Genomic DNA, 22,257 nt, shown 5'->3' on the forward strand with positions numbered 1-22,257 from the left:
CCCGGGAGTACAGAGAAGTCTTTGCAAAGAAAAACTTGCAAAGAAACGTTTGCAAGAGTATCTTTGCATGCATGACGAACACACGCGAGTCCCGCAGCCTGGATGCCGGAGCGCTCAAGGCGCTCGCGCACCCGCTGCGCGTGCGCATCTTCGACCTGCTCAGCGAGCGAGGCCCGCAGACCGCGAGCACGCTCGCTGCACTGGTCGGCGAGACCTCCGGGTCGATGAGCTACCACCTGCGCGCCCTCGCGGCGCACGACCTCATCCGCGAGGTCGAGGGGCGGGGGACGGCGCGCGAGCGCTGGTGGGAGCGCCCCAAGGGGCGGATCGACCTGCCCGGACCCGACGACAGCATGACGCCCTCGAACAGGGCGTCGGCGCAGATCGTCACCGCCGAGTTCTTCCGTCTGCGGCACGAGACCCTGATGGCCTACCTCAATCGCGCCGAGTCGGAGATCCCGGAGGAATGGCGCGACGCGGGCATCGTCATGACGACCTACCTCGACCTCACGGTCGAGCAGATGGCCGAGCTCAAGGCCGAACTCACCGAGGTCGTGGACCGCGTGGTCGAGCGGTACCAGGGACAGTCCGGTCCCGATGTGCGGCGTGTGTCCCTGCGCGCCGAGCTCTTCGATCTGCCCACCGACGCACGTACGGAGGAATCATGACCAGTGCAGCGCTCCACCTCGCGGCCCCGACCCTCGTCGAGCGCCGACTGCTGAACGTCGCGACGCATCTGACGGCCTTCGTGGAGCGCCGGATCGCGGCTCGCGCCGAGCGGCGCGAGATCGCCAACGATCTGCTCCGCGAGCAGCAGGCGCGCAGGCAGGACCCGCGTGCCGTCGAGCACCTGCTCGCGCAGATGGGCGTTCCGCGCCGCTAGTCCTCGAAGGGGCGGGCGACGACCTCGCCGGAGGCCGTCTGCACGACCTCCCAGCCGGCGTCGAGCTCGGCGATCGCCCGGCCTTCGAGCCAGGTCAGCGTCCAATGGCCGACCAATCCCCGGCCCTCGACCTCGGCGATCGCCGGTCGCAGCGCCGCCGGGACGGATGCCGGTGCGGCCGAACCCGTCGCCCAGCGCGTACCCAGCTGCATCATGCCTCCTCGACCGGAGCGAGCACGATCTCCGTCACGGCGAAGTCCTCCGCCTCGACGAACTCGAGTTCGGCGATCCGTCCCACGGCACGCAGGTCGTCGGCTGCGGCGCGCAGCGCGTCGAGCTTTCCGGCGGGTGCGGCGATCGTGGCGTGCGAGACCGGCGTCTTCTGGGAGGCCTTGGCCTCGGTCTTGGCGCGACGGATGCCGATCAGGGCCTCGCTGGCCACGGCGAGGACCGCGGTGTCTCCCTCGATCGACAGCGGCTCGGGCCACGACGCGGTGTGCACGGAGCCCTCCTCGAACCACGACCACACCTCTTCGGTCGCGAACGAGATCACCGGGGCGAGCAGACGCAGCAACGTCGACAGCGCCAGGCGCAGGGCGAGTGCGGCCGAGGCCTGGCCCACGTTCGTCTGGTCGTAGGCGCGCTCCTTGACGAGTTCGAGGTAGTCGTCGCAGAACGTCCAGAAGAACGCCTCGGTGACCTCGAGCGCCTTGGCCTGGTCGTAGCTCTCGAACGCCTTCGTCGCCTCCACCACGACGGCGTCGAGGGCGGTGAGCATCGACGCGTCGAGCGCGTGCGTGACCTGCGCGCCCTCGGGCACGGGGAACGACAGCACGAACTTCGCCGCGTTCAGGACCTTGATGGCCAGACGGCGGCCGATCTTCACCTGCGTGGGGTTCTGCGGGTCGAAGGCCGCATCCATGCCGAGACGGCTCGAGGCCGCCCAGTAGCGCACGGCATCCGATCCGTGGGCGTCGAGGATATCGGCCGGAGTCACGACGTTGCCCTTGGACTTCGACATCTTCTTGCGGTCGGGGTCGACGATGAAGCCGGAGATCGCGGCGTTGCGCCACGGAGTCCGGCCGTCTTCCAGCGTCGAGCGCAGCATGGTCGAGAACAGCCAGGTGCGGATGATGTCCTGGCCCTGCGGGCGCAGGTCGAACGGGGCGGTGAGGGACCACAGCTCCTCGTCGCGCTGCCATCCGCCCGCGAGCTGCGGGGTGAGCGACGACGTCGCCCAGGTGTCGAGGATGTCGGCCTCGGCGTCGAACCCGCCGGGCACACCGCGCTGGTCCTCGGTGTACCCCGCGGGCACGTCGGTCGTGGGGTCGATCGGCAGGGCGGCGTGGTCGGGCGCGAGCACGCGGTCGTAGTCGCGCTCGCCGTTCTCGTCGAGGCCGTACCAGAGGGGGATCGGCACGCCGAAGAAGCGCTGGCGGGACACCAGCCAGTCACCGGTCAGGCCACCCACCCAGTTCTCGTACCGCACGCGCATGAAGTCGGGGTGCCACGACAGCTCGGAGCCGTGCGCGAGCAGCTGGTCGCGCAGCTCGCTGTCGCGGGCGCCGTTGCGGATGTACCACTGACGCGTCGACACGATCTCGAGCGGGCGGTCGCCCTTCTCGAAGAACTTCACGGCGTGGTTGAAGGGCTTGCCGACGGCCGTCATGTCGCCGGTCTCCTGCAGCTTCTCGACGATGGCCTTGCGCGCCGAGAACACGGTCTTGCCGGCGAGCTCGGTCTGGTACCAGCCGATCGCCGCAGGGTCCGTCACGATCGACGGCGCGGTCGGCAGGAAGCGACCGTCGAGGCCGATGGTCGTCATGTTGGGCAGGTCGCGGCCGTCGGCCGTGCGCAGCTCGCGCCACCAGATGATGTCGGTCACGTCGCCGAAGGTGCAGACCATGGCGGCTCCCGTGCCCTTGTCGGGCTGGGCGAGGTGGTGGCCGTGGATCTCGATCTCGGCGCCGAAGAAGGGCGTCTTCACCTTCGTGCCGATCAGGTGCTTGTGCGGGCCCTCGGGGTGCGTCACGATCGCGATGCACGCGGGGAGCAGCTCCGGGCGGGTGGTCTCGATCGTGATCGCGCCCGACCCGTCCGCGAACGGGAAGTCGATCGTGTGGTACGCGGCCTGCTGGTCGCGATCCTCGAGCTCCGCCTGGGCGATCGCCGAACGGAAGTCGATGTCCCACAGGGTGGGTGCGAGTGACTGGTAGGCCTCCCCGCGCTCGAGATTGCGGAGGAAGGCGAGCTGGCTCTGGCGGATCGTGTCGTCGGAGATCGTGCGGTAGGTCTGCGTCCAGTCGACCGAGAGGCCCAGCTGGCGGAACAGCGCCTCGAACTGCTTCTCGTCCTCGACGGTCAGTCGCTCGCACAGTTCGATGAAGTTGCGGCGGCTGATGGGCTTCTGGTCCGCAGCACGGCTCGACTTGTTGTCACCGCCCTCGAACGGGGGAGTGAAGTCCGCCTCATAGGGGAGCGACGGGTCGCAGCGCACGCCGTAGTAGTTCTGCACGCGACGCTCGGTCGGCAGGCCGTTGTCGTCCCAGCCCATCGGGTAGAAAACGGTCTTGCCGCGCATGCGCTCGTAGCGCGCCTTGACATCGGTGTGGGTGTAGGAGAACACGTGGCCGATGTGCAGGCTGCCGGATGCCGTGGGCGGAGGCGTGTCGATCGAGTAGACGCCGTCGCGGCCGGACTGCGCGGCGCGGATGCGGTCGAACAGGTACGTGCCCCGCTCGGACCAGGACTCGCCCCACTTCGCTTCGAGGCCTTCCAACGCGGGCTTGTCAGGGATCTGAGAGTGTGCGGACGCGGCCATGAGGTCTCCTCGAGCGATGTATGCGGCACTGTGTGAGCGTGCCTGAGTGTGGGTTGTGCCTCCAGTGTACCGAGAGCCGCGCGGCGGACGCCCGGGGACCGATCCCGTCGCAGATCGACCCGGTCCAAGAATCCGCTCTAGACTGGCCTCATCCCGACCCGTTCTTCCGAGGAATAGTCATGCCCGCACACCCCGCACGCCGCATCCTCCCGCTCGTGGCGCTCGCCGCCGTCTCGGCGCTCGCGCTCAGCGCCTGCACCGCATCCTCCTCCGACGCCGAGGGCGGAGAGCTGGTGTGGTCGATCGAGGGAGCGAATCTCGCGGCCGGGCACATGGACCCCCAGGTGAGCCAGCTCGATGTGTCGGGAATGGTGCAGCGGGCAGTGCTCGACTCCCTCGTGTTCCAGGAGGAGGACGGCTCCTTCACGCCGTGGCTCGCGACCGACTGGGAGGTGTCGCCCGACAGCACGGAGTACACCTTCACACTGCGGGACGACGTGACGTTCACGGACGGGGAGCCCTTCGACGCCGCCGCCGTGAAGGCGAACTTCGACCGCATCGTCGACCCCGAGACCGAATCGGCGCAGGCCGCGAGCATGCTCGGCGCGGACTTCTACGAGGGCACCGAGGTCATCGACGACCACACCGTGAAGGTGTCGTTCACGCAGCCGTACGCCCCGTTCCTGCAGGCGGCCAGCACCCCGCAGCTCGGCTTCTACTCGCCGGCGGTGCTCGCCGAGTCGGCGGATCAGCTGAAGGCCGGCGGCCCCGGCATCACGGTCGGCACCGGGCCCTACGAGCTCACCGTGTACACGCCCGACCAGGAGATCGTGTACACGCGCAACGACGACTACGCGTGGGGCCCGCACGGCGAGACGGCGCCGAAGGTCGAGACTCTCCGCGTCGAGATCCAGCCCGAGGCGTCCGTGCGCGCCGGAGTGGTCCAGAGCGGCGAGGCCGACATCGCCAGCAACATCCCGCCGAACCTCGCGGGCGACCTGGGCGACGACGTGACGGTCGACTCCGTCGAATACCCCGGCCTCCCGTACTCGCTCTACCTGAACGAGAAGTTCGGCGTGTTCGCCGACGAGAAGGTGCGACAGGCGTTCGCGCGCGGCATCGACGTCGACGCCGCGGTGGAGGAGATCTTCTTCGACCAGTTCCCGCGCGCGTGGTCCATCCTCGGCCCGACCACGCCCGGCTATGATGCCACGCTCGAGGACAGCTGGCCGTTCGATCCGGCGGCCGCCAACGCCCTGCTGGACGAGGCCGGGTGGACCGAGCGCGACGCGGACGGCATCCGCATGAAGGACGGCCAGCCGCTGTCCGTGCGGTGGATCGCCTATACGCCTGTCCCCGACGACCGTGCGGCTCTCGCCAACGCGATTCAATCCGACCTCAAGGCGATCGGCTTCGACGTCGTGCGCGAGGTCCTCGAGCCCGGCGCCTACAACGAGCAGTACGGTCCCAAGACGTTCGACCTGACCGACTGGGGCTTCTCGGGCGTCGACCCCGACCTGCTGCGCAACCACCTGCACACCGACGGCTTCCAGAACGCCTCCCAAGTGTCGGACCCCGCCGTCGACACGCTGCTCGAGCAGGCCGTGGCGACCAGCGACCAGGCCCAGCGCGACGAGCTGTACACGCAGCTGCAGGAATGGAACGCGACGCATCAGGCGATCGTGCCGCTGTACGTGCCCTCCGCGATCACCGCGGTCGGCGACCGGGTCAGCGACCTGGAGTACGACCTGTACGGCCGGCCCCTGTTCTACGATGTGAGCATCGACTGATCAGGATCGGTCGTTGAGCGAGCGGAGCGCGACGTGAAGGCTGCGCTCATCCGCATCGCCGGTCTCGCGGCATCCGTCGTGGTGGTGCTCTGGGGAGCGGCGACTCTGGCGTTCCTCGCGTTCCGTGTGATCCCGGGCGATCCGGTGTCGGTCATGCTCGGCCCGCAGGCCCAGGTCAGCGAGGCTGTGAAGGACGGCATCCGCGCCGATCTCGGGCTCGACCGGCCGCCGCTCGAGCAGTACCTGACGTTCATCGGGCAGCTCGCGCGCGGCGACCTGGGCGAGTCGTACCAGCTGCGGATGCCGGTGACGGAGGTCATCGGACGCCAGCTGGGCCCCACGCTGCAGCTCGCCGCGCTCGCGCTGCTGCTCGCGGTGGTGCTCGCCCTCGCGGTGGCGCTGCTCGTGCGCAGTCAGGCCGCGCGCACGGTCGCGGCGGGCATCGAGCTCGTGATCCTGTCGTCGCCGGTGTTCTGGATCGGGCTGATCCTCCTGAGCGTGTTCGCGTTCGGTCTCGGATGGTTCCCCGTGTCAGGGGCCCGCAACCCGGCGACGATCGTGCTCCCCGCGATCACGCTCGCGCTCCCGGTCGCCGCCCTGCTCAGCCAGGTGCTCCGCGACGGACTGGCCCAGGCGGAGCGGATGCCGTTCGCCGAGACGGTCCGCGCCCGCGGCGCGAGTCCGTCGTGGTTCACGCTGCGCCATGGTCTCCGTCACGGCGCTTCCGGCGCGCTCACCCTCGCCGCCTACCTCACGGGGTCCGTGCTCGGTGGTGCCGTGCTCGTGGAGACCGTCTTCGCGCGGGCAGGCCTCGGCCGCGTGACGCTCGCGGCCATCAGCAACCGCGACCTCCCGGTCATCACGGGCATCATCCTGCTCAGCGCGGTCGTGTTCGTGATCGTGAACCTGGTCGTCGAGCTCGTGCATCCGCTACTGGACCCGCGCCTGCGCGGTACGCGCGGAGGTGTCCGGTGAGGCGCGGGCAGAGCGTGCTGCTGTGGATCGCCGTGGGGGTGCTCGCGGTCCTCGCCGTGGTCGCCGTGTTCCCCGGGATGCTCGCGACGCACGACCCGCTGCAGACCGACGTGCGCTCGGCGCTGCTGCCGCCCAGCGGGGAGCACCTGTTCGGCACGGATCAGAGCGGCCGGGACGTGTACTCGCGAGTCGTGTTCGGCGCGGGGAGGTCGATCGGCATCGGCCTGCTCGCGACCGGGATCGCGCTCATCGCCGGTCTGATCGTCGGTGCACTGGCCGGGCTCGCACCGCGTCCGGTCGACACCGCCCTCATGCGGGTGAACGACGTGCTCATGGCGTTCCCCGAGTTCCTCGTCGCGCTCGTCGTCGTCGCCGTGCTCGGCCCTGGCCCCGTGAACATCGCGATCGCCGTCACTCTCGCCGCCGCGCCCGTGTACGTGCGGCTCGCCCGGGTGCAGACCCGCACGCTGCGCGTCGCCGAGCACGTCGAGGCCGCCCGCATCCTCGGTGTCCCGCCCGCGCAGGCGTTCGTCCGACACGTGGTGCCCGGCGTGCTCGGATCTCTCAGCGTGCTCGCGACGATCGGCGTCGGCTCCAGCATCCTCGCGGCCGCAGGGCTGAGCTTCCTCGGTCTCGGTCCCTCGGAGCCCACTCCCGAGTGGGGGCTGATGCTCGCGGGCGGGCGCAACGTGCTCGGTCAGGCGTGGTGGATCGCCGTCTTCCCCGGCATCGCGATCACCGTGACGGTCATCGCCGCGACGATCGTCGGGCGCGTGCTGCGCGCTCGTGCGGAAGGACGGCGCGCATGACCGCCGCGCTCGAGCTCGACGACCTCCGCATCGACTTCGGAGGCGAACCGGTCGTCGACGGCGTCTCGCTGCACGTCGACCGTGGAGAGTGCGTCGCGATCGTGGGGGAGTCGGGCGCAGGCAAGACCCTCACCGCACGTGCGCTCCTGGGACTCACACCGTCGGATGCGCGCGTGCGGCTCGCGCGCCTCCTCGTCGACGGCGCTGACGCCCGAGGGCTCAGCGAGCGAAAATGGCGTGCGCTGCGGGGTCGTCGGATCGCCCTGGTGGAGCAGGACGCGCTCGTCTCCCTCGACCCGCTGCAGCGCGTGGGGGCGGCTGTCGCCGAGCCGTTGCACCTGCACGGCACCGTGACCGGTCGGCCTGCCGTGCAGGAACGGGTGCGCGAACTGCTGCGGCGGGTGTGGATGCCCGACGCCGATCGTCGCGAGCGGCAGTACCCGCACGAGCTGTCCGGCGGGCTCCGCCAGCGGGCCCTCATCGCCTCGGCGCTCGCCGGCGAACCCGCGGTGCTCGTGGCCGATGAGCCGACGACCGCGCTCGACGCCACGGTGCAGGCGCGCATCCTCGCACTGCTGCGGGACATCGCGGACGCCGGCACGGCTGTCGTCTTCATCAGCCATGACTTCGCCGCGGTGCGTCGCATCGCCGACCGCGTGATCGTGATGCGCGACGGAGTCGTCGTCGAGTCCGGGCCGGTCGAGGACGTGCTCGAGGCACCTCAGCACGACTACACGCGCCAGCTGATCGCCGCCACGATCCACGAGCCGCGCGAGCCGCAGACGGCCGCTGCGGAGCCGGTGCTCGTCGTCGCGGGAGCGACCCGACGCTACGGAGATCTCGTCGCGGTGTCGGACGCGTCGTTCACCGTGCCACAGGGCAGGACCCTGGGAGTGGTGGGGGAGTCCGGATCGGGGAAGACCACCCTCGCGCGCATGATCGTCGGGGTGGAGGCGCCCGACGAGGGTGCTCTGCGCTGGACGGGCGGGCGGCGGCGGGTGCAGCTCGTGCACCAGAACCCGCTCGGAGCCTTCGACCCGCGCTGGACCGTCGGACGCTCTCTGCGCGAGGCCCTCGCGGCGGGAGGAGTGCCGCGTGCGCAGCGCGCCGCACGCATCGCGGAGCTGCTGCGGGAGGTCGACCTCGACCCCGCGCTCGCCGCACGCCGACCGATCGCGCTCTCCGGCGGTCAGCGTCAGCGCGCGGCGATCGCCCGGGCCCTCGCCGCCGAACCCGAGATCCTCGTGCTCGACGAGCCCGTGTCGGCGCTCGATCCCTCGGTGCGCGAGAGGGTACTCCGACTGCTTCTCCGCCTGCAGCGCGAGCGCCGCCTCACGATGGTGTTCGTGTCGCACGACCTCGACGTGGTCGGCGCGGTCGCCGACGAGGTCATCGTGATGCAGGACGGCGCGATCGTCGAGAAGGGCGCGGTGGACTCGGTGTTCGCCGCACCGCAGCATCCGTTCACCCGCGAGCTCCTGGAGGCGAGCGGCCCCACGGCGCGCTGAGTGCGCGTTCTCAGTCGAGCACGTGGATGCCGATGCCTGCGGCGAGCACGGGCGCCAGCAGCTGAACCTGGAACGAGGAGAGCGTGGTGCCGCGCAGGCTGTTCGCGTCCAGGAACGCGCCGGCGTCGAGTCCGCGCAGATCGACGTGCGCGGCTCGCAGCCCACGCGGATCGACCTCGTCTGTGCGGGTGTCCGCGAATCGCACCCGGGTCAACTCGGCCTGGGGCATGTCCAGCGTGCGGATGGCGCAGTCGGCGATCTCGACATCCGTCGCCTTCGCGCCGCCGAGGTTCAGGTAGTCGATGCGCACGCCCCGCAGCTCGAGTTCGTCGATGCGCGCTCCGCTGAGGTCGAGAGTGCCGAGCCGGCCTCCCGTGACGCGGACGCGGCGGAGGTTCGCGTCGCGCACCCGCAGCGAGGCGATCCGCGCATCCACGAGCTCGACGTCGATCAGCGTCGCCCCGACGAGGTCGACCGCGTCGGCATCCGCCGCGATCGCGCACTGCTCGAGAGAGGCGTGCGCCAGATCGGCCGTGCCGTGGAGGTCGAGCTCCGCCGCCAGCAGGTCGGCGCCGCGGGATGGACGTGCGTGCTCGAGCCGCGGCGGCAGATCGGGAGGGGAGACGCGGGGAGCGACGAGAGAGTCGGATGCACGAGCCATGACTCGAGCGTAGGGCTGGGGTCCGACGCCGCGGCGCGGGTTCGTACCCGTGCCGCCGTCGCGCAGACGTCGGGACCCGCGCGCCAGGGGTGGCACCCGATGCGTACAATGGAGGCACGAGCACCGATCCGGCCATCACCGGGGAGCTCTCGGAAGAACGCTCCAGCAGGCCCAGTGCAGGCGGGAGCAAGTAGAACCGAGCGGGGCAGGCCCGTCACAGCCGCAGTGAGAGTGGCCCCGCCGTGAGGCGCGGCACGCGAGGTGGTACCGCGGTCCCCGGAACGACAAGCCGGACGGATCGTCCTCGCAGCAGCATCCGCCACGACTCCTGCGAGACGACATGACCTACCCGCGTTCCTCTTTCGGCCCCGCCGCCGACCAGGCTGCTTCCGTCGCCCCGAGCCCGCGCTTCCCCGAGATCGAGCAGGACGTGCTCGAGTTCTGGAAGCAGGACGACACGTTCCGCGCCTCGATCGCGCAGCGCGACGGTGCGGACGAGTGGGTGTTCTACGACGGCCCCCCGTTCGCCAACGGACTCCCGCACTACGGGCATCTGCTGACCGGCTACGCCAAGGACGTGTTCCCGCGGTTCCAGACCATGATCGGCAAGAAGGTCGACCGCGTGTTCGGCTGGGACACGCACGGTCTCCCCGCCGAGCTCGAGGCCATGAAGCAGCTCGGCATCACCGAGAAGAGCGAGATCGAGTCGATGGGCATCGACGTCTTCAACGAGAAGGCGCGCTCCTCGGTGCTGAAGTACACGCATGAGTGGCAGGACTACGTCACCCGCCAGGCCCGCTGGGTCGACTTCGAGCGCGGCTACAAGACGCTCGATCTGGGCTACATGGAGAGCGTGCTCTGGGCGTTCAAGACGCTGTACGACAAGGGTCTCGCCTACGAGGGCTACCGCGTGCTGCCGTACTGCTGGCGAGACGAGACCCCGCTGTCCGCGCACGAGCTGCGCATGGACGACGACGTGTACCAGAACCGTCAGGACCCGTCAGTGACGGTGACGTTCCCGCTCACCGGGGCGAAGGCCGAGGCGCTGGGGCTCACCGCCGTGCGGGCCCTCGCGTGGACGACCACGCCTTGGACGCTCCCGACCAACCTCGCGCTCGCCGTCGGCCCCGACATCGAGTACGTCGTCCTGCCCGCGGGTCCGAACGGCGCCGCCGACGTGCACGCCGCCGCCGGCACCACGGATGCCGTGGTCGAGGCCTCGGCGCACCGCTACCTCCTCGCCCGCGAGCTTCTCGCCGGCTACGCCAAGGATCTCGGCTACGAGAGCCCCGAGGACGCGCTCGCCGCCGTCGATCAGACCGTGCGGGGTGCAGAGCTGCAGGACGTCACCTACGACCGACTGTTCGACTACTACGCGGATGCCGACATCTACGGCACGGAGAACGCCTGGCGCATCCTCGTCGACGACTACGTCACGGTCAGCGACGGCACCGGCATCGTGCACCAGGCGCCCGCCTACGGTGAGGACGACCAGCGCGTCGCGGGTGCGGCGGGCGTCCCGACGATCCTGTCGCTCGACGACGGAGGGAAGTTCCTCCCGAACGTCACCGACGTCGCGGGCATGCTGTGGATGGATGCGAACACGCCGCTCATCCGCCTGCTGCGAGGCGAGGGCCGGCTGCTGCGCGAGCAGAGCTACGTGCACTCCTACCCGCACTGCTGGCGGTGCCGGAACCCCCTGATCTACAAGGCCGTGTCGAGCTGGTTCATCCGCGTGACCGACATCAAGGACGGCATGCTCGCGAACAACGAGCAGATCACCTGGGTGCCCGAGAACGTGAAGTACGGCCAGTTCGGCAAGTGGCTCGAGGGTGCGCGCGACTGGTCGATCAGCCGCAACCGCTACTGGGGGTCGCCGATCCCGGTCTGGAAGAGCGACGACCCCGAGTATCCCCGCGTCGACACCTACGGCTCGCTGGAGGAGCTCGAGCGCGACTTCGGCGCGCTGCCGCGCAACCCGGAGGGCGAGGTCGACCTGCACCGTCCGTACATCGACGACCTCACGCGTCCGAACCCGGACGACCCCACCGGGAAGAGCACGATGCGACGCATCGAGGACGTGTTCGACGTGTGGTTCGACTCCGGCTCGATGCCGTACGCGCAGGTGCACTACCCGTTCGAGAACCAGGAGTGGTTCGACTCGCACGCACCGGCCGACTTCATCGTGGAGTACATCGGGCAGACCCGTGGCTGGTTCTACGTCATGCACGTGCTGTCGACCGCGCTGTTCGACCGCCCGGCGTTCACGGGCGTGAGCTGCCACGGCATCGTGCTGGGCAGCGACGGCTACAAGATGTCGAAGTCGCTGCGCAACTACCCCGACGTCTCCGAGGTGCTCGACCGCGACGGCTCCGACGCGATGCGCTGGTTCCTCATGTCGAGCTCGGTGCTGCGCGGCGGCAACCTCGCCGTGACCGAGGAGGGCATCCGCTCCGGCGTGCGCGAGTTCCTGCTGCCGCTGTGGAACTCCTGGTACTTCTTCGCGACGTACGCGAACGCCGCGAACCCGGAAGTCCAGCGGTCGTTGAGCGAGCGGAGCGAGACGAAACGCGGCACGGACTCCACCGACGTTCTCGACCGCTACATCCTCGCGAGGCTCGGCGACCTCGTGCGCGAGGTGCGCGCCGACCTCGAGGGTCTCGATTCCACGACGGCCTCGTCGCGTCTGCGCGACTTCGCCGAGGTGCTCACGAACTGGTACATCCGCCGTTCGCGTGACCGCTTCTGGGAGGGCTCGTCGACCGAGGCGTTCGACACCCTCTACACCGTGCTCGAGACCCTGTGCCGCGTGGCTGCCCCGCTCGTGCCGCTCGTGAGCGAGCGCGTATGGCAGGGGCTCACCGGCGGACGCAGCGTGCACCTGCAGGACTGGCCGGATGCGGACGCCTTCCCCGCAGCGGACGACATCCGCGATGCGATGGATGCCGTGCGCGAACTGTCGAGCGTCGGCAACGCTCTGCGCAAGAAGGAGAAGCTGCGGGTCCGGCTGCCCCTGGCGCGCCTCACGGTCGTATCGCCGCTCGCCGACACGCTCGGCCAGTTCGAGGACATCCTCCGCGAGGAGCTCAACGTCAAGGCCGTGGAGCTCGTCGCACAGTCGGAGACGACCGCGGTCGACTACGGCATCAGCCACCGCCTGAGCGTCAACGCCCGTGCGGCAGGACCGCGCCTGGGCAAGAACGTCCAGACCGTGATCAAGGCCGCGAAGGCGGGGGACTGGTCCGAGACCGACGGCGTCGTGACGGCGGGCGGCATCGCCCTGGAGCCGTCCGAGTACGAACTGGCGTTGGAGACCTCCGGCCGTCCCGAGGGTGAGGCGCTCGCTCTCGTGCCCGGCGGCGGCTTCATCCTGCTCGACACGGCGACCACGCCGGAGCTCGAGGCGGAAGGGCTCGCGCGCGACGTGATCCGCGCCGTCCAGGAGACCCGCAAGAACGCCGGCTTCGACGTGAGCGACCGGATCCGTCTGGATCTCGTCTTCGCGGGCGGCGCAGACGCGGATGCCGTCGAAGCGGCGTTCCACATCGCGGACATCGCGGGGGAGACCCTGGCTGTCGAGCACGGTCTGCACCGCTCCGACGTCGCTCTCGATGCGGAGTTCACGGCCGTGATCGACAAGGGCACGTACGCCAACGCCGACGACTTCACGATCGGCGTCAGCAGGATCGGAGCTTCCGCATGAGCGCGCGCGACAGGGCGGATGCCGTCTACGAGACCCTCCTGGGACGGGCCGGCGAGCGCTGGGTGCAGCCGCGGAAGGAGCGCACGGCGCGCATCCTCGAGCTGCTCGACGACCCGCAGCGCACGTACCGCGTCGTGCACATCACCGGGACGAACGGCAAGACGTCGACCGCGCGCATGATCGAGAGCCTGCTAGGGTCGCACGGCCTGCGGACCGGACTGTTCACCAGCCCGCATCTCGAGCGTTTCACCGAGCGGATCATGGTCGACGGCGAGCCGATCGACGACGACGCGGTGGCGGATGCCTGGGACGAGATCGAGCCCTTCGTCGGCATCGTCGACGCCGAGCTCGAATCGAAGGGCGAGGAGCCGCTGACGTTCTTCGAGCTGCTCACGGTGCTCGCGTTCGTCGCGGTGGCCGATGCGCCGGTCGACGTCCTGGTGCTCGAGGTCGGAATGGGCGGCGAGTGGGACTCGACGAACACGGCCGACGGCGACGTCGCGGTGTTCGCGCCGATCGACATCGACCACGCCGACCGTCTCGGGAACACGATCGCGGAGATCGCCCAGGTCAAGGCAGGCATCATCAAGGACGGTGCCGCCGTCGTCTCGGCGCAGCAGCCCGAGGCCGCCGCCGAGGTGCTGCGTCGCGTCGCTGCCGAGCGGAACGCGACCATCGCGTTCGAGGGCACGGACTTCGGTCTCGCCGACCAGAAGCTCGCGGTGGGAGGACAGCTGCTCACGGTCCGCGGGCTCGCGGGGGAGTACGTCGAGGAGTACCTGCCGCAGTACGGCGCCCACCAGGGACACAACGCGGCTCTCGCGATCGCGGCCGTGGAGTCGCTGATCGGAGGCGCGCAGCAGCGCATCGCCGACGACATCGTGTCGGAGGGCCTGCAGGGCGCGACCTCTCCGGGGCGTCTGCAGCTGCTCGGCGTCGCACCGACGGTCATCGTGGATGCCGCGCACAACCCGCACGGCGCTGCCGCACTCGTGCAGGCCATGGACGACAGCTTCGATTTCGACGAGTGGGGTGTGGTCCTCGGAATCCTCGCTGACAAGGATGCCGCGGGCATCGTCGCCCGTCTCGCGCCGGCCGCCGCACACGTGTTCGCGACGGCGCCGGACTCCGACCGGGCGAGCGACGCGGACGCGATCGCTGACCTCGTCGAGGCGACCGGCAACCGTGCGACCGTGCATCCGACCCTGGCGGAGGCCGCGGACGCCGCCCGCGAGTGGGCCGCGTCGTCCGACCGTCGCGCCGTGGTCATCGCGGGCTCGGTCGTGCTCGCGGGCGAGGCCATCACGCTCTCCGAGGAGGAGGACTGGAAGTCGGGGTGGCGCGCATGAGCGCCGACCCCACGCCCGCACGCCGCCCCCGGCCGCCGAGGACCCTCGTGCAGAAGCTCGCGCCCATCGTGCTGGGCTTCGAATCGATCGTGGTGTTCCTCGCCGGGCTCACGATCTTCGGCCTGAAGACGCTGCCCGCCGGCATCCCGCAGTGGTGGGGCATCGTCGCCGGCGGCGTCGTCGGCCTCGCGTGCATCGCCGTCGCGGGCATGATCACGAAGCCCTGGGCGATCACGGCGGGCTGGGTGATCCAGGTGGTCATCGCGCTGTCGGCGATCCTCGTCCCGGCGATCCTCCTCGTGGTCGTGATTTTCGGGGGCATGTGGGCGTATGCGACGATCATGGGGGCTCGTCTGGACGCACGACGTCCGGATGCGCCCGTGACCGAGGCTCAGACAGAGACCACGACTCAGACAGAGAGTGAATGACATGGCCACCGAAGAAACCCTCGTCCTCGTCAAGCCCGACGGCGTCGCGCGCGGCCTCACCGGCGCGATCCTCGCCCGGATCGAGGCGAAGGGCTACGCCCTCGTCGACATCCGCCTCGTCGAGCCCGATCGCGACCGCCTCGCCGCCCACTACGCCGAGCACGAGGGCAAGCCGTTCTACGAGCCGCTGCTCGAGTTCATGCTCTCCGGCCCGTCCGTGGCGATCCGCCTCGCGGGCAACCGCGTGATCGAGGGCTTCCGCTCGCTCGCCGGCACGACCGACCCGACGACCGCCGCGCCCGGCACGATCCGCGGCGACTTCGGCCGCGACTGGGGCCTCAAGGTGCAGCAGAACCTCGTGCACGGCTCCGACAGCCCCGAGTCCGCCGCCCGGGAGCTCGGTATCTGGTTCGACTGATCGGTTTCACGACGAAGCCCGCCGCACGTGCTGTGCGGCGGGCTTCGTCGTGTCCGCGGCTTGGTGTCGGTGGCGGCTCAGCGCGGATCAGAAGATGATGCGGGCCATCTCGCCGAGGAAGTCGAGGCCCTGCAGCTGGGCCATCATGATGATGACGGCGTAGGCGAGGACCGTCGCGAGCGGCACCCAGACCATGAGGCTGTTCGCACGCTCCTGGACCTTCTCGCTTCTCGTGAACGTGCCGTTGCGTGTGAGATGCAGCATGGTGGCGAAGAACGTCGGGATCGTCACGGCCCAGGTGATCATGCACCAGGGGCACAGCACGAACAGGTCGTAGAGGCTCTGGCCGATCAGCCAGCACACGAAGCCGAACGCGAACGTGATGCCGGCGCCGAAGACGGCCCAGAACCACCGCGGGAAGCGCGCACCGGCGAGGATCGCGACGCCGACGATGAGCGGCGCCATCCAGCCCATGAGACCGAGCAGCGGGTTCGGGAATCCGAAGACCTCGCCCTGGGGTGAGTTCAGGTTCTTGCTGCACTGGATGAACGGGCTGATGTCGCATGACAGAGCATCCTGCGGGTTCTGCAGCAACACGAACTTCTCGACGGTGAGCGCGAAGGCCGCGATCAGGCCGACGACCCCCGCGACGATCAACCAGACGGCGTAGACGGTGGGGCGGGTGCGCTGCTCGCTCATATGTGGATTATCACAGCGATCACTATGGATCGGGCGTGAGGCGAGCCGTGTATATCGGCTCCGCGGCTCGCGAGAGGCAGCGGATGCCGCGAACTCGTGCACTTGGTGCGATAATGGCCTGTGATGCACAGCTCGACCCCGTCGCAGCACGCATCGACGAAGACTTCGGGGCCGTATGCCCCTCGCGACCAGAGCCGTGGGCCGGTCGCACGCCGAATGAGTTCGCGGCACCTTCGGGAGCTGCATGAGAATTCGCGGAGCACCAGGTGCACCGCGCGAGGAGTACGCCAGAGATGGCCGATGAGAACAATGACTACGACGCCCCTACCCTCGACATCCCCGCGGACGCGGACGCCCCGGCGCCCGTGATCGCGGAGGCTCCCGAGGAGCCTGCCGCCGAGGAGACCCCCGCCGAGGACACCGTGGTCGCGATCGACGCGGGCCCGAGCGAGGAGCCTTCTGCCTCCGCTGACGCCGAAGCGACCGTGGAGGCACCCGCTGAGGCTGAGGCTGAGGCATCTGCCGATGCTGAGTCTGAGGCACCTGCCGATGCTGGGGCAGCCGCCGAGCAGGCAGAGCCCTCCGAGCAGGCGGATCCCTCCGAGCAGGCGGAGCCCTCCGAGCCGGCGGAGCCCGCGGAGACGAAGCCCGAGGCACCCGAGGGGGAGACGAAGGCCGACGCGCCGGCGAAGCCCGAGCCCGTGACCGCGGTGTCGCTCGGCCTGCTGCCCGAGGTCTTCGTCTCGCAGGTGTCGACCCGTCTCGCGTTCTACGCGCCCGAGATCGTGCCGATCCCGGCCCGCCCCGGTCGTGACCGTCGCGACGAGCGCGACCTCGACCGCGACTCCGACGAGCCGAGCAGCGGTCGCCGCGGGCGTCGTCGTCGTGGCGGATCCGACGACGGCGATCAGCGCGACGAGCCGCGCCAGCCGCGTCAGCGCGTCGTCGAGTACATCACCGAGCCCAAGGCGATCAAGGGGTCGACCCGCCTCGAGGCCAAGAAGCAGCGTCGTCGCGACGGACGGGATGCGGGGCGTCGTCGTCCCGTCGTGACCGAGGCCGAGTTCCTCGCGCGCCGCGAGTCCGTGGACCGCAAGATGGTCGTGCGCGCGAAGAACGGCCGCACGCAGATCGGCGTGCTCGAGGACGGCGTGCTGGTCGAGCACTACGTCGCCCGCAACCAGGACGCGTCGCTCATCGGCAACGTCTACCTCGGCCGGGTGCAGAACGTGCTCCCGAGCATGGAGGCCGCGTTCGTCGACATCGGCCGTGGGCGAAACGCCGTGCTGTACTCCGGCGAGGTCGACTGGGACGGCGTCGAGATCGGCAACCAGCCGCGTCGCATCGAACTGGCGCTCAAGGCCGGCGACCGTGTGCTCGTGCAGGTCACCAAGGACCCGGTCGGTCACAAGGGCGCACGTCTGACCAGTCAGATCTCGCTCCCCGGCCGCTACCTCGTGTACGTGCCCGGCGGTTCCATGAACGGCATCAGCCGGAAGCTGCCCGACAACGAGCGCGCCCGTCTCAAGCGCATCCTCAAGGAGGTCCTGCCCGAGTCCTCCGGTGTGATCGTCCGCACCGCGGCCGAGGGCGCGACCGAGGAGCAGCTCACCCGCGACGTGCAGCGTCTCACCTCGCAGTGGGAGCACATCCGCAAGACGGTGGAGAACCAGCAGGCGCCCGCGCTCCTGCACGCCGAGCCCGACCTGCTGGTGAAGATCGTCCGTGATGTCTTCAACGAGGACTTCACGAAGATGCTCATCCAGGGCGAGGACGCGCAGCGCAAGATCCGCGCCTACCTCGAGAGCGTCGCCCCCGATCTGCTCGAGCGCGTCGAGTCCTACGAGGACGAGGTCGACCCCTTCGACGCGTTCCGCATCACGGAGCAGATCGAGAAGGCCCTCGACCGCAAGGTGTGGCTGCCGTCCGGAGGGTCCCTCGTGATCGACCGGACCGAGGCCATGACGGTCGTCGACGTCAACACCGGGAAGTTCGTCGGATCCGGCGGGAACCTCGAGGAGACCGTCACCAAGAACAACCTCGAAGCCGCTGAGGAGATCGTCCGTCAGCTGCGCCTGCGTGACATCGGCGGCATCATCGTCGTCGACTTCATCGACATGGTGCTCGAGTCGAACCGCGACCTCGTGCTGCGGCGCCTCATCGAGTGCCTGAGCCGCGATCGCACGAAGCACCAGGTCGCCGAGGTCACCTCCCTCGGTCTCGTGCAGATGACCCGCAAGAAGCTCGGTCTCGGCCTGCTCGAGACGTTCAGCGAGGCGTGCGAGGTGTGCGCGGGTCGCGGCGTCATCGTGCATCACGACCCCGTGGTCAAGCACCGCTCGAACGGCGGCGGTAACGGCAACGGCAACGGCGGCTCGTCCTCGAACCGTCGTCAGCGCGGCGGCAACGGAAACGGTCAGAACCAGAACGCGGCGCCCGCCACCGGCACGACGCACAGCATCCCCGAGGGGGCCAAGTCGGCTCTCGCGCAGATCGCGGCGTCCTCGCGGCCGTCAGCGGCGGCGCAGGGAACTGCGGATGCCGCGGCGACGGCCGTCGACGAGTCCGAGGCTCCGGCCGCCCAGGAGCGCGCGAAGAAGCCGCGCAAGAAGCGCGGATCCGACCGCAAGGGTCCGAAGTCCCCGGCCGAGCAGCTGCTCGACTCGGTGCTCGACGCTCTTCCCGAGCCGAAGGCGCCGGGGCAGGGGCGAGGACGTCGTCGCGTGACGACTGCGGCGCTCACCGGTACCCCGGTGTCCGTGAACTCGGACGGTCCGTCAGCGGCGCCGGTCGCGGCCGCGGACGCGGAGTCCTGAGGCGATCAGCCTCCGCACCAGCTCCTTGCCCTCGACGTGCAGTGCGCCGGCGGCGATGAGCCGCGGTACGGCGTCCTCCGGGACGTCGTAGTGGTCGAGATCGAAAGCGCGCGCCGGCAGGTCCTGTGCGCGTGCGAAGGCGTGCAGCTCGTCCAGGCTCTCGTCGCTGACCAGGTGTGCCCACAGCCGTCCGTGCGCGGGCCAGAGGGGGTCGTCGACGAGAACGGTCATCCCGTCAGCCTACGACCGGACACACCCCTTGAGGCGTTTTGCGACACCGCTCGGCATCCGGTAAAGTAGTCCCTTGGTGCGCATGCCGCGTCGTCCCTGACGGTCGGTGCGGAGAGTCTTGCGTTCGCACCCGTCGCCCCGCGACGCATGCAAGCAACAGTCTTCCCGTGAGATTCTCGGAGCTCCGCGCTCCCCAACGAAACAGGTATGAAGTGGTTTACGCAGTAGTGCGCGCCGGTGGGCGGCAGGAGAAGGTCGAGGTCGGCACGATCGTTCAGCTCGACCGTGTTCAGGCTGCTCAGGGCGAGAAGATCGAGCTGGCCGCGGTGCTGCTCGTCGACGGCGCCACGGTGACCACCGACGCTGACAAGCTCGCGAAGGTCAAGGTCACGGCAGAGGTGCTCGGCAACCTCCGCGGCCCGAAGATCGTCATCCAGAAGTACAAGAACAAGACCGGCTACAAGAAGCGCCAGGGCCACCGTCAGGAGCTCACGCGCGTCAAGATCACCGGCATCAAGTAAGACCGAGGAGACCAGGACATGGCACACAAAAAGGGCGCAAGCTCCACCCGCAACGGTCGTGACTCCAACGCACAGAGACTGGGCGTCAAGCGCTTCGGCGGTCAGCAGGTCCTCGCCGGCGAGATCATCGTCCGTCAGCGCGGCACGCACTTCCACCCCGGCGTGAACGTCGGCCGCGGTGGCGACGACACGCTTTTCGCTCTGGCCGCCGGTGCGGTCGAGTTCGGCGCGAAGGGCGGCCGCAAGGTCGTCAACATCGTCGCCGCTGCCGAGTGATCACAGCGCGACGCTAGACATCCGAATCGGGGCGGGCTTCGGCCCGCCCCGATTCTCTTTTGCAAGGAGAGAGACATGGTCACCTTCGTCGACACCGTGACGCTGCATCTGCGGGCGGGCAAGGGCGGCAACGGCTGTGTCTCGGTCCACCGCGAGAAGTTCAAGCCCCTCGGCGGTCCTGACGGCGGCAACGGCGGCGACGGCGGCGACATCGTTCTGGTCGCCGACTCCCAGACCGGCACGCTCCTGTCGTACCACCACTCGCCCCACCGCAGCTCCGGCAACGGCGGACCGGGCATGGGCGACCACCGCGCCGGTTTCATGGGCGAGGACCTCGTGCTGCCCGTCCCCGTCGGCACCGTGGTGAAGAACCCCGCGGGCGAGGTGCTGATCGACATGATCGAGCCCGGTGAGCGCTTCGTCGTCGCTCAGGGCGGTCAGGGCGGTCTCGGCAACGCCGCGCTCGCGACGCCGAAGCGCAAGGCCCCCGGCTTCGCCCTTCTCGGCACGCCCGGCGCCGAGGGCGACGTCGTGCTCGAGCTCAAGACGGTCGCCGACGTCGCACTCGTCGGGTACCCATCCGCCGGGAAGTCGAGCCTGATCGGTGCGATCTCGGCCGCTCGGCCCAAGATCGCCGACTACCCGTTCACGACGCTGCACCCCAACCTCGGGGTCGTGCAGCAGGGTGACTTCCGCTACACCGTCGCTGACGTTCCCGGCCTCATCGAGGGTGCGAGCGAGGGTCGGGGGCTCGGACTCGAGTTCCTTCGCCACGTCGAGCGCTGCTCCGCACTGCTGCACGTGCTCGACTGCGCGACGCTCGAACCGGGACGGGACCCGATCTCCGACCTCGATGTGATCCTCGCGGAGCTCGCCGCCTACGAGGTGCCCGAGGGGCAGACACCGCTCCTGGAGCGTCCGCAGCTCGTCGCGCTCAACAAGGTCGACGTGCCGGAGGCACGCGACCTCGCAGATCTCGTGCGGCCCGATCTGGAAGCCCGCGGATTCCGCGTCTTCGACATCTCCACGGTGTCGCACGAGGGCCTCCGTCCGCTGACCTTCGCGCTCGGCGAGATCGTCGAGAAGCACCGTGCGGAGCAGGCCGCGGCCGAGCCCGTGCGTGAGCGCGTCGTCATCCGTCCGAAGGGATCGAAGAAGGACTTCACGATCCGCGTCGAGGGCGGCACCTACGGCAACGTCTACCGCATCATCGGCGAGAAGCCGGTGCGGTGGGTGCAGCAGACCGACTTCCAGAACGAGGAGGCCGTCGGGTTCCTGGCCGACCGCCTCGAGAAGCTCGGCGTCGAGGACGAGCTCTTCCGCCTCGGCGCGGTGCAGGGATCGACCGTCGTGATCGGCGAGGGCGACAGCATCGTCTTCGACTGGGAGCCGACCATGTCGTCGGCCGCCGAGCTCATGACCGCGCCGCGCGGCACCGACCCGCGCCTCGCCCCGAACTCGCGCCGCACCACCTCGGAGCGTCGCGAGCAGTACTACGAGCGCATGGACGCCAAGGCCGAGGCGCGCGCCGCAGCCGAGGAGCGCCGCCTGGCCACCCGCGGCGAGGACGGGGAGTGACCGCCCGCACGCGCGCGGACCTCGCGACCGCCTCGCGCATCGTCGTCAAGGTGGGGTCGTCGTCGATCAGCGGAGAGTCCTCGTGGCGGATCCCGATGATCGTGCACGCCCTCGCGACGGCTCACGGCCGTGGCACCGAGGTGATCCTGGTGTCCTCCGGGGCGATCGCGACGGGCATCCCGTTCCTTCAGCTCGACGCGCGCCCCACGGATCTCGCGACGCAGCAGGCGGCGGCGGCCGTCGGCCAGAACATCCTCGTCTTCCGCTACCAGGAGGCGCTCCGCCCGTTCGGGATCGTGGCGGGTCAGGTACTGCTCACGACCGGGGACCTGGAGAACCCGACGTCACGCAGCAACGCGCGGCGCGCCATGGAGCGCCTGCTCGGTCTGCGCGTGCTGCCCATCGTCAACGAGAACGACACGGTCGCCACGCAGGAGATCCGGTTCGGCGACAACGACCGACTCGGCGCGTTCGTCGCGCAGCTCACGAACGCGGATGCCCTGGTGCTGCTCAGCGACATCGAGTCGCTCTACACGCGGCCTCCGTCCGACCCCGCCGCCGAGCCCCTCGACGTGATCGAGCCCGACGCCGATCTCTCCGGGCTCGAGTTCGGCTCGACCGTCGTGAACAGCGTCGGCACCGGGGGAGCGGCCACCAAGGTCTCGGCCGCGCGTCTCGCCGCCGCATCCGGGATCGGCGTGCTCGTCACGAGCGCCGACCTCGTCGGTCGGGCCCTCGCGGGCGAGGAAATAGGGACCTGGTTCGCTCCCGCGCACTCCTAGACTGGGCGG

20 protein-coding genes are annotated in these 22,257 nt (G+C 69.7%); 15 read left to right on the forward strand and 5 right to left on the reverse strand.

The window, feature by feature from the left end; all coding sequences use genetic code 11:
• Positions 1-71: 71 nt before the first annotated feature.
• Positions 72-668 carry an ArsR/SmtB family transcription factor gene (locus AKH00_RS16230; RefSeq protein WP_050723811.1) on the forward strand — a complete coding sequence of 199 codons (597 nt, stop codon included), beginning with the start codon at positions 72-74 and terminating at the stop codon, positions 666-668.
• Positions 665-883 (forward strand): hypothetical protein, encoded by a 219-nt coding sequence (locus AKH00_RS16235; protein WP_050723812.1) that lies wholly within the window; start codon positions 665-667, stop codon positions 881-883. The genes AKH00_RS16230 and AKH00_RS16235 overlap by 4 nt, the downstream gene beginning before the upstream one ends.
• On the opposite strand, the gene AKH00_RS16240 is transcribed toward AKH00_RS16235, so the two are convergent.
• Positions 880-1,095 carry a hypothetical protein gene (locus AKH00_RS16240; RefSeq protein ID WP_050723873.1) on the reverse strand — a complete coding sequence of 72 codons (216 nt, stop codon included), beginning with the start codon at positions 1,093-1,095 and terminating at the stop codon, positions 880-882. The genes AKH00_RS16235 and AKH00_RS16240 overlap by 4 nt on opposite strands.
• Positions 1,095-3,704: a valine--tRNA ligase gene (gene valS / locus AKH00_RS16245; protein WP_050723813.1), complete on the reverse strand. Its 2,610-nt coding sequence runs from the start codon at positions 3,702-3,704 to the stop codon at positions 1,095-1,097. The genes AKH00_RS16240 and valS overlap by 1 nt, the downstream gene beginning before the upstream one ends.
• A 179-nt stretch (positions 3,705-3,883) precedes the next feature.
• Here valS and AKH00_RS16250 point away from each other — a divergent pair, with 179 nt between their 5' ends.
• From AKH00_RS16250 to AKH00_RS16265, 4 genes are read left to right on the forward strand one after another with little or no spacing between them, the layout of a single operon-like run.
• A complete protein-coding gene (locus AKH00_RS16250) occupies positions 3,884-5,494 on the forward strand; it encodes an ABC transporter substrate-binding protein (protein WP_050723814.1) in 1,611 nt (536 codons plus the stop codon).
• 33 nt (positions 5,495-5,527) lie between these two features.
• Positions 5,528-6,469 (forward strand): ABC transporter permease, encoded by a 942-nt coding sequence (locus AKH00_RS16255; RefSeq protein ID WP_050723815.1) that lies wholly within the window; start codon positions 5,528-5,530, stop codon positions 6,467-6,469.
• Positions 6,466-7,278: an ABC transporter permease gene (locus tag AKH00_RS16260; protein ID WP_050723816.1), complete on the forward strand. Its 813-nt coding sequence runs from the start codon at positions 6,466-6,468 to the stop codon at positions 7,276-7,278. The genes AKH00_RS16255 and AKH00_RS16260 overlap by 4 nt, the downstream gene beginning before the upstream one ends.
• Positions 7,275-8,786: a dipeptide ABC transporter ATP-binding protein gene (locus AKH00_RS16265; RefSeq protein ID WP_050723817.1), complete on the forward strand. Its 1,512-nt coding sequence runs from the start codon at positions 7,275-7,277 to the stop codon at positions 8,784-8,786. The genes AKH00_RS16260 and AKH00_RS16265 overlap by 4 nt, the downstream gene beginning before the upstream one ends.
• Before the next feature lie 10 nt (positions 8,787-8,796).
• On the opposite strand, the gene AKH00_RS16270 is transcribed toward AKH00_RS16265, so the two are convergent.
• Positions 8,797-9,447, reverse strand: a complete 651-nt coding sequence (locus AKH00_RS16270; protein ID WP_050723818.1) for a pentapeptide repeat-containing protein — start codon at positions 9,445-9,447, stop codon at positions 8,797-8,799.
• A 340-nt stretch (positions 9,448-9,787) separates the two neighbouring features.
• On the opposite strand from AKH00_RS16270, the gene ileS reads away from it, so the two are divergent.
• The 4 genes from ileS to ndk are packed head-to-tail and all read left to right on the forward strand — an operon-like array spanning position 9,788 to position 15,345.
• Complete coding sequence (ileS, locus tag AKH00_RS16275) at positions 9,788-13,150, forward strand: isoleucine--tRNA ligase (protein WP_050723819.1); 3,363 nt, start codon at positions 9,788-9,790, stop codon at positions 13,148-13,150.
• Positions 13,147-14,499, forward strand: a complete 1,353-nt coding sequence (locus tag AKH00_RS16280; protein WP_050723820.1) for a bifunctional folylpolyglutamate synthase/dihydrofolate synthase — start codon at positions 13,147-13,149, stop codon at positions 14,497-14,499. Before ileS ends, AKH00_RS16280 begins: the two co-directional genes overlap by 4 nt.
• The gene (locus tag AKH00_RS16285; RefSeq protein ID WP_235556813.1) at positions 14,496-14,927 is read left to right on the forward strand and encodes a DUF4233 domain-containing protein; all 432 of its coding nucleotides are present in this window, start codon (positions 14,496-14,498) and stop codon (positions 14,925-14,927) included. The genes AKH00_RS16280 and AKH00_RS16285 overlap by 4 nt, the downstream gene beginning before the upstream one ends.
• A 1-nt stretch (position 14,928) precedes the next feature.
• Positions 14,929-15,345, forward strand: a complete 417-nt coding sequence (ndk, locus tag AKH00_RS16290) for a nucleoside-diphosphate kinase (RefSeq protein ID WP_050723822.1) — start codon at positions 14,929-14,931, stop codon at positions 15,343-15,345.
• An 87-nt stretch (positions 15,346-15,432) separates the two neighbouring features.
• On the opposite strand, the gene AKH00_RS16295 is transcribed toward ndk, so the two are convergent.
• Complete coding sequence (locus AKH00_RS16295) at positions 15,433-16,044, reverse strand: vitamin K epoxide reductase family protein (protein WP_050723823.1); 612 nt, start codon at positions 16,042-16,044, stop codon at positions 15,433-15,435.
• Between the two features lie 293 nt (positions 16,045-16,337).
• Here AKH00_RS16295 and AKH00_RS16300 point away from each other — a divergent pair, with 293 nt between their 5' ends.
• Positions 16,338-18,860, forward strand: coding sequence for an Rne/Rng family ribonuclease (locus AKH00_RS16300; protein ID WP_050723824.1), 2,523 nt, complete (start codon positions 16,338-16,340; stop codon positions 18,858-18,860).
• Here AKH00_RS16300 and AKH00_RS16305 read toward each other — a convergent pair.
• Positions 18,822-19,091 carry a DUF4031 domain-containing protein gene (locus tag AKH00_RS16305; RefSeq protein WP_050723825.1) on the reverse strand — a complete coding sequence of 90 codons (270 nt, stop codon included), beginning with the start codon at positions 19,089-19,091 and terminating at the stop codon, positions 18,822-18,824. The two genes, AKH00_RS16300 and AKH00_RS16305, sit on opposite strands and share 39 nt — an antisense overlap.
• Positions 19,092-19,303: 212 nt before the next feature.
• Here AKH00_RS16305 and rplU point away from each other — a divergent pair, with 212 nt between their 5' ends.
• From rplU to proB, 4 genes are all read left to right on the forward strand, one after another.
• Positions 19,304-19,612, forward strand: a complete 309-nt coding sequence (rplU, locus tag AKH00_RS16310) for a 50S ribosomal protein L21 (protein ID WP_050723826.1) — start codon at positions 19,304-19,306, stop codon at positions 19,610-19,612.
• A gap of 18 nt (positions 19,613-19,630) precedes the next feature.
• On the forward strand, positions 19,631-19,888 hold the full coding sequence (gene rpmA, locus AKH00_RS16315; protein WP_017202370.1) for a 50S ribosomal protein L27: 258 nt from the start codon (positions 19,631-19,633) through the stop codon (positions 19,886-19,888).
• Between the two features lie 75 nt (positions 19,889-19,963).
• Positions 19,964-21,466: a GTPase ObgE gene (gene obgE / locus AKH00_RS16320; protein WP_050723827.1), complete on the forward strand. Its 1,503-nt coding sequence runs from the start codon at positions 19,964-19,966 to the stop codon at positions 21,464-21,466.
• Positions 21,463-22,248, forward strand: a complete 786-nt coding sequence (proB, locus tag AKH00_RS16325; RefSeq protein WP_050723828.1) for a glutamate 5-kinase — start codon at positions 21,463-21,465, stop codon at positions 22,246-22,248. The genes obgE and proB overlap by 4 nt, the downstream gene beginning before the upstream one ends.
• The last annotated feature ends 9 nt before the right edge of the window (positions 22,249-22,257 follow it).

It is taken from the genome of Microbacterium sp. GCS4, assembly GCF_001262495.1.
Lineage (GTDB): Bacteria > Actinomycetota > Actinomycetes > Actinomycetales > Microbacteriaceae > Microbacterium.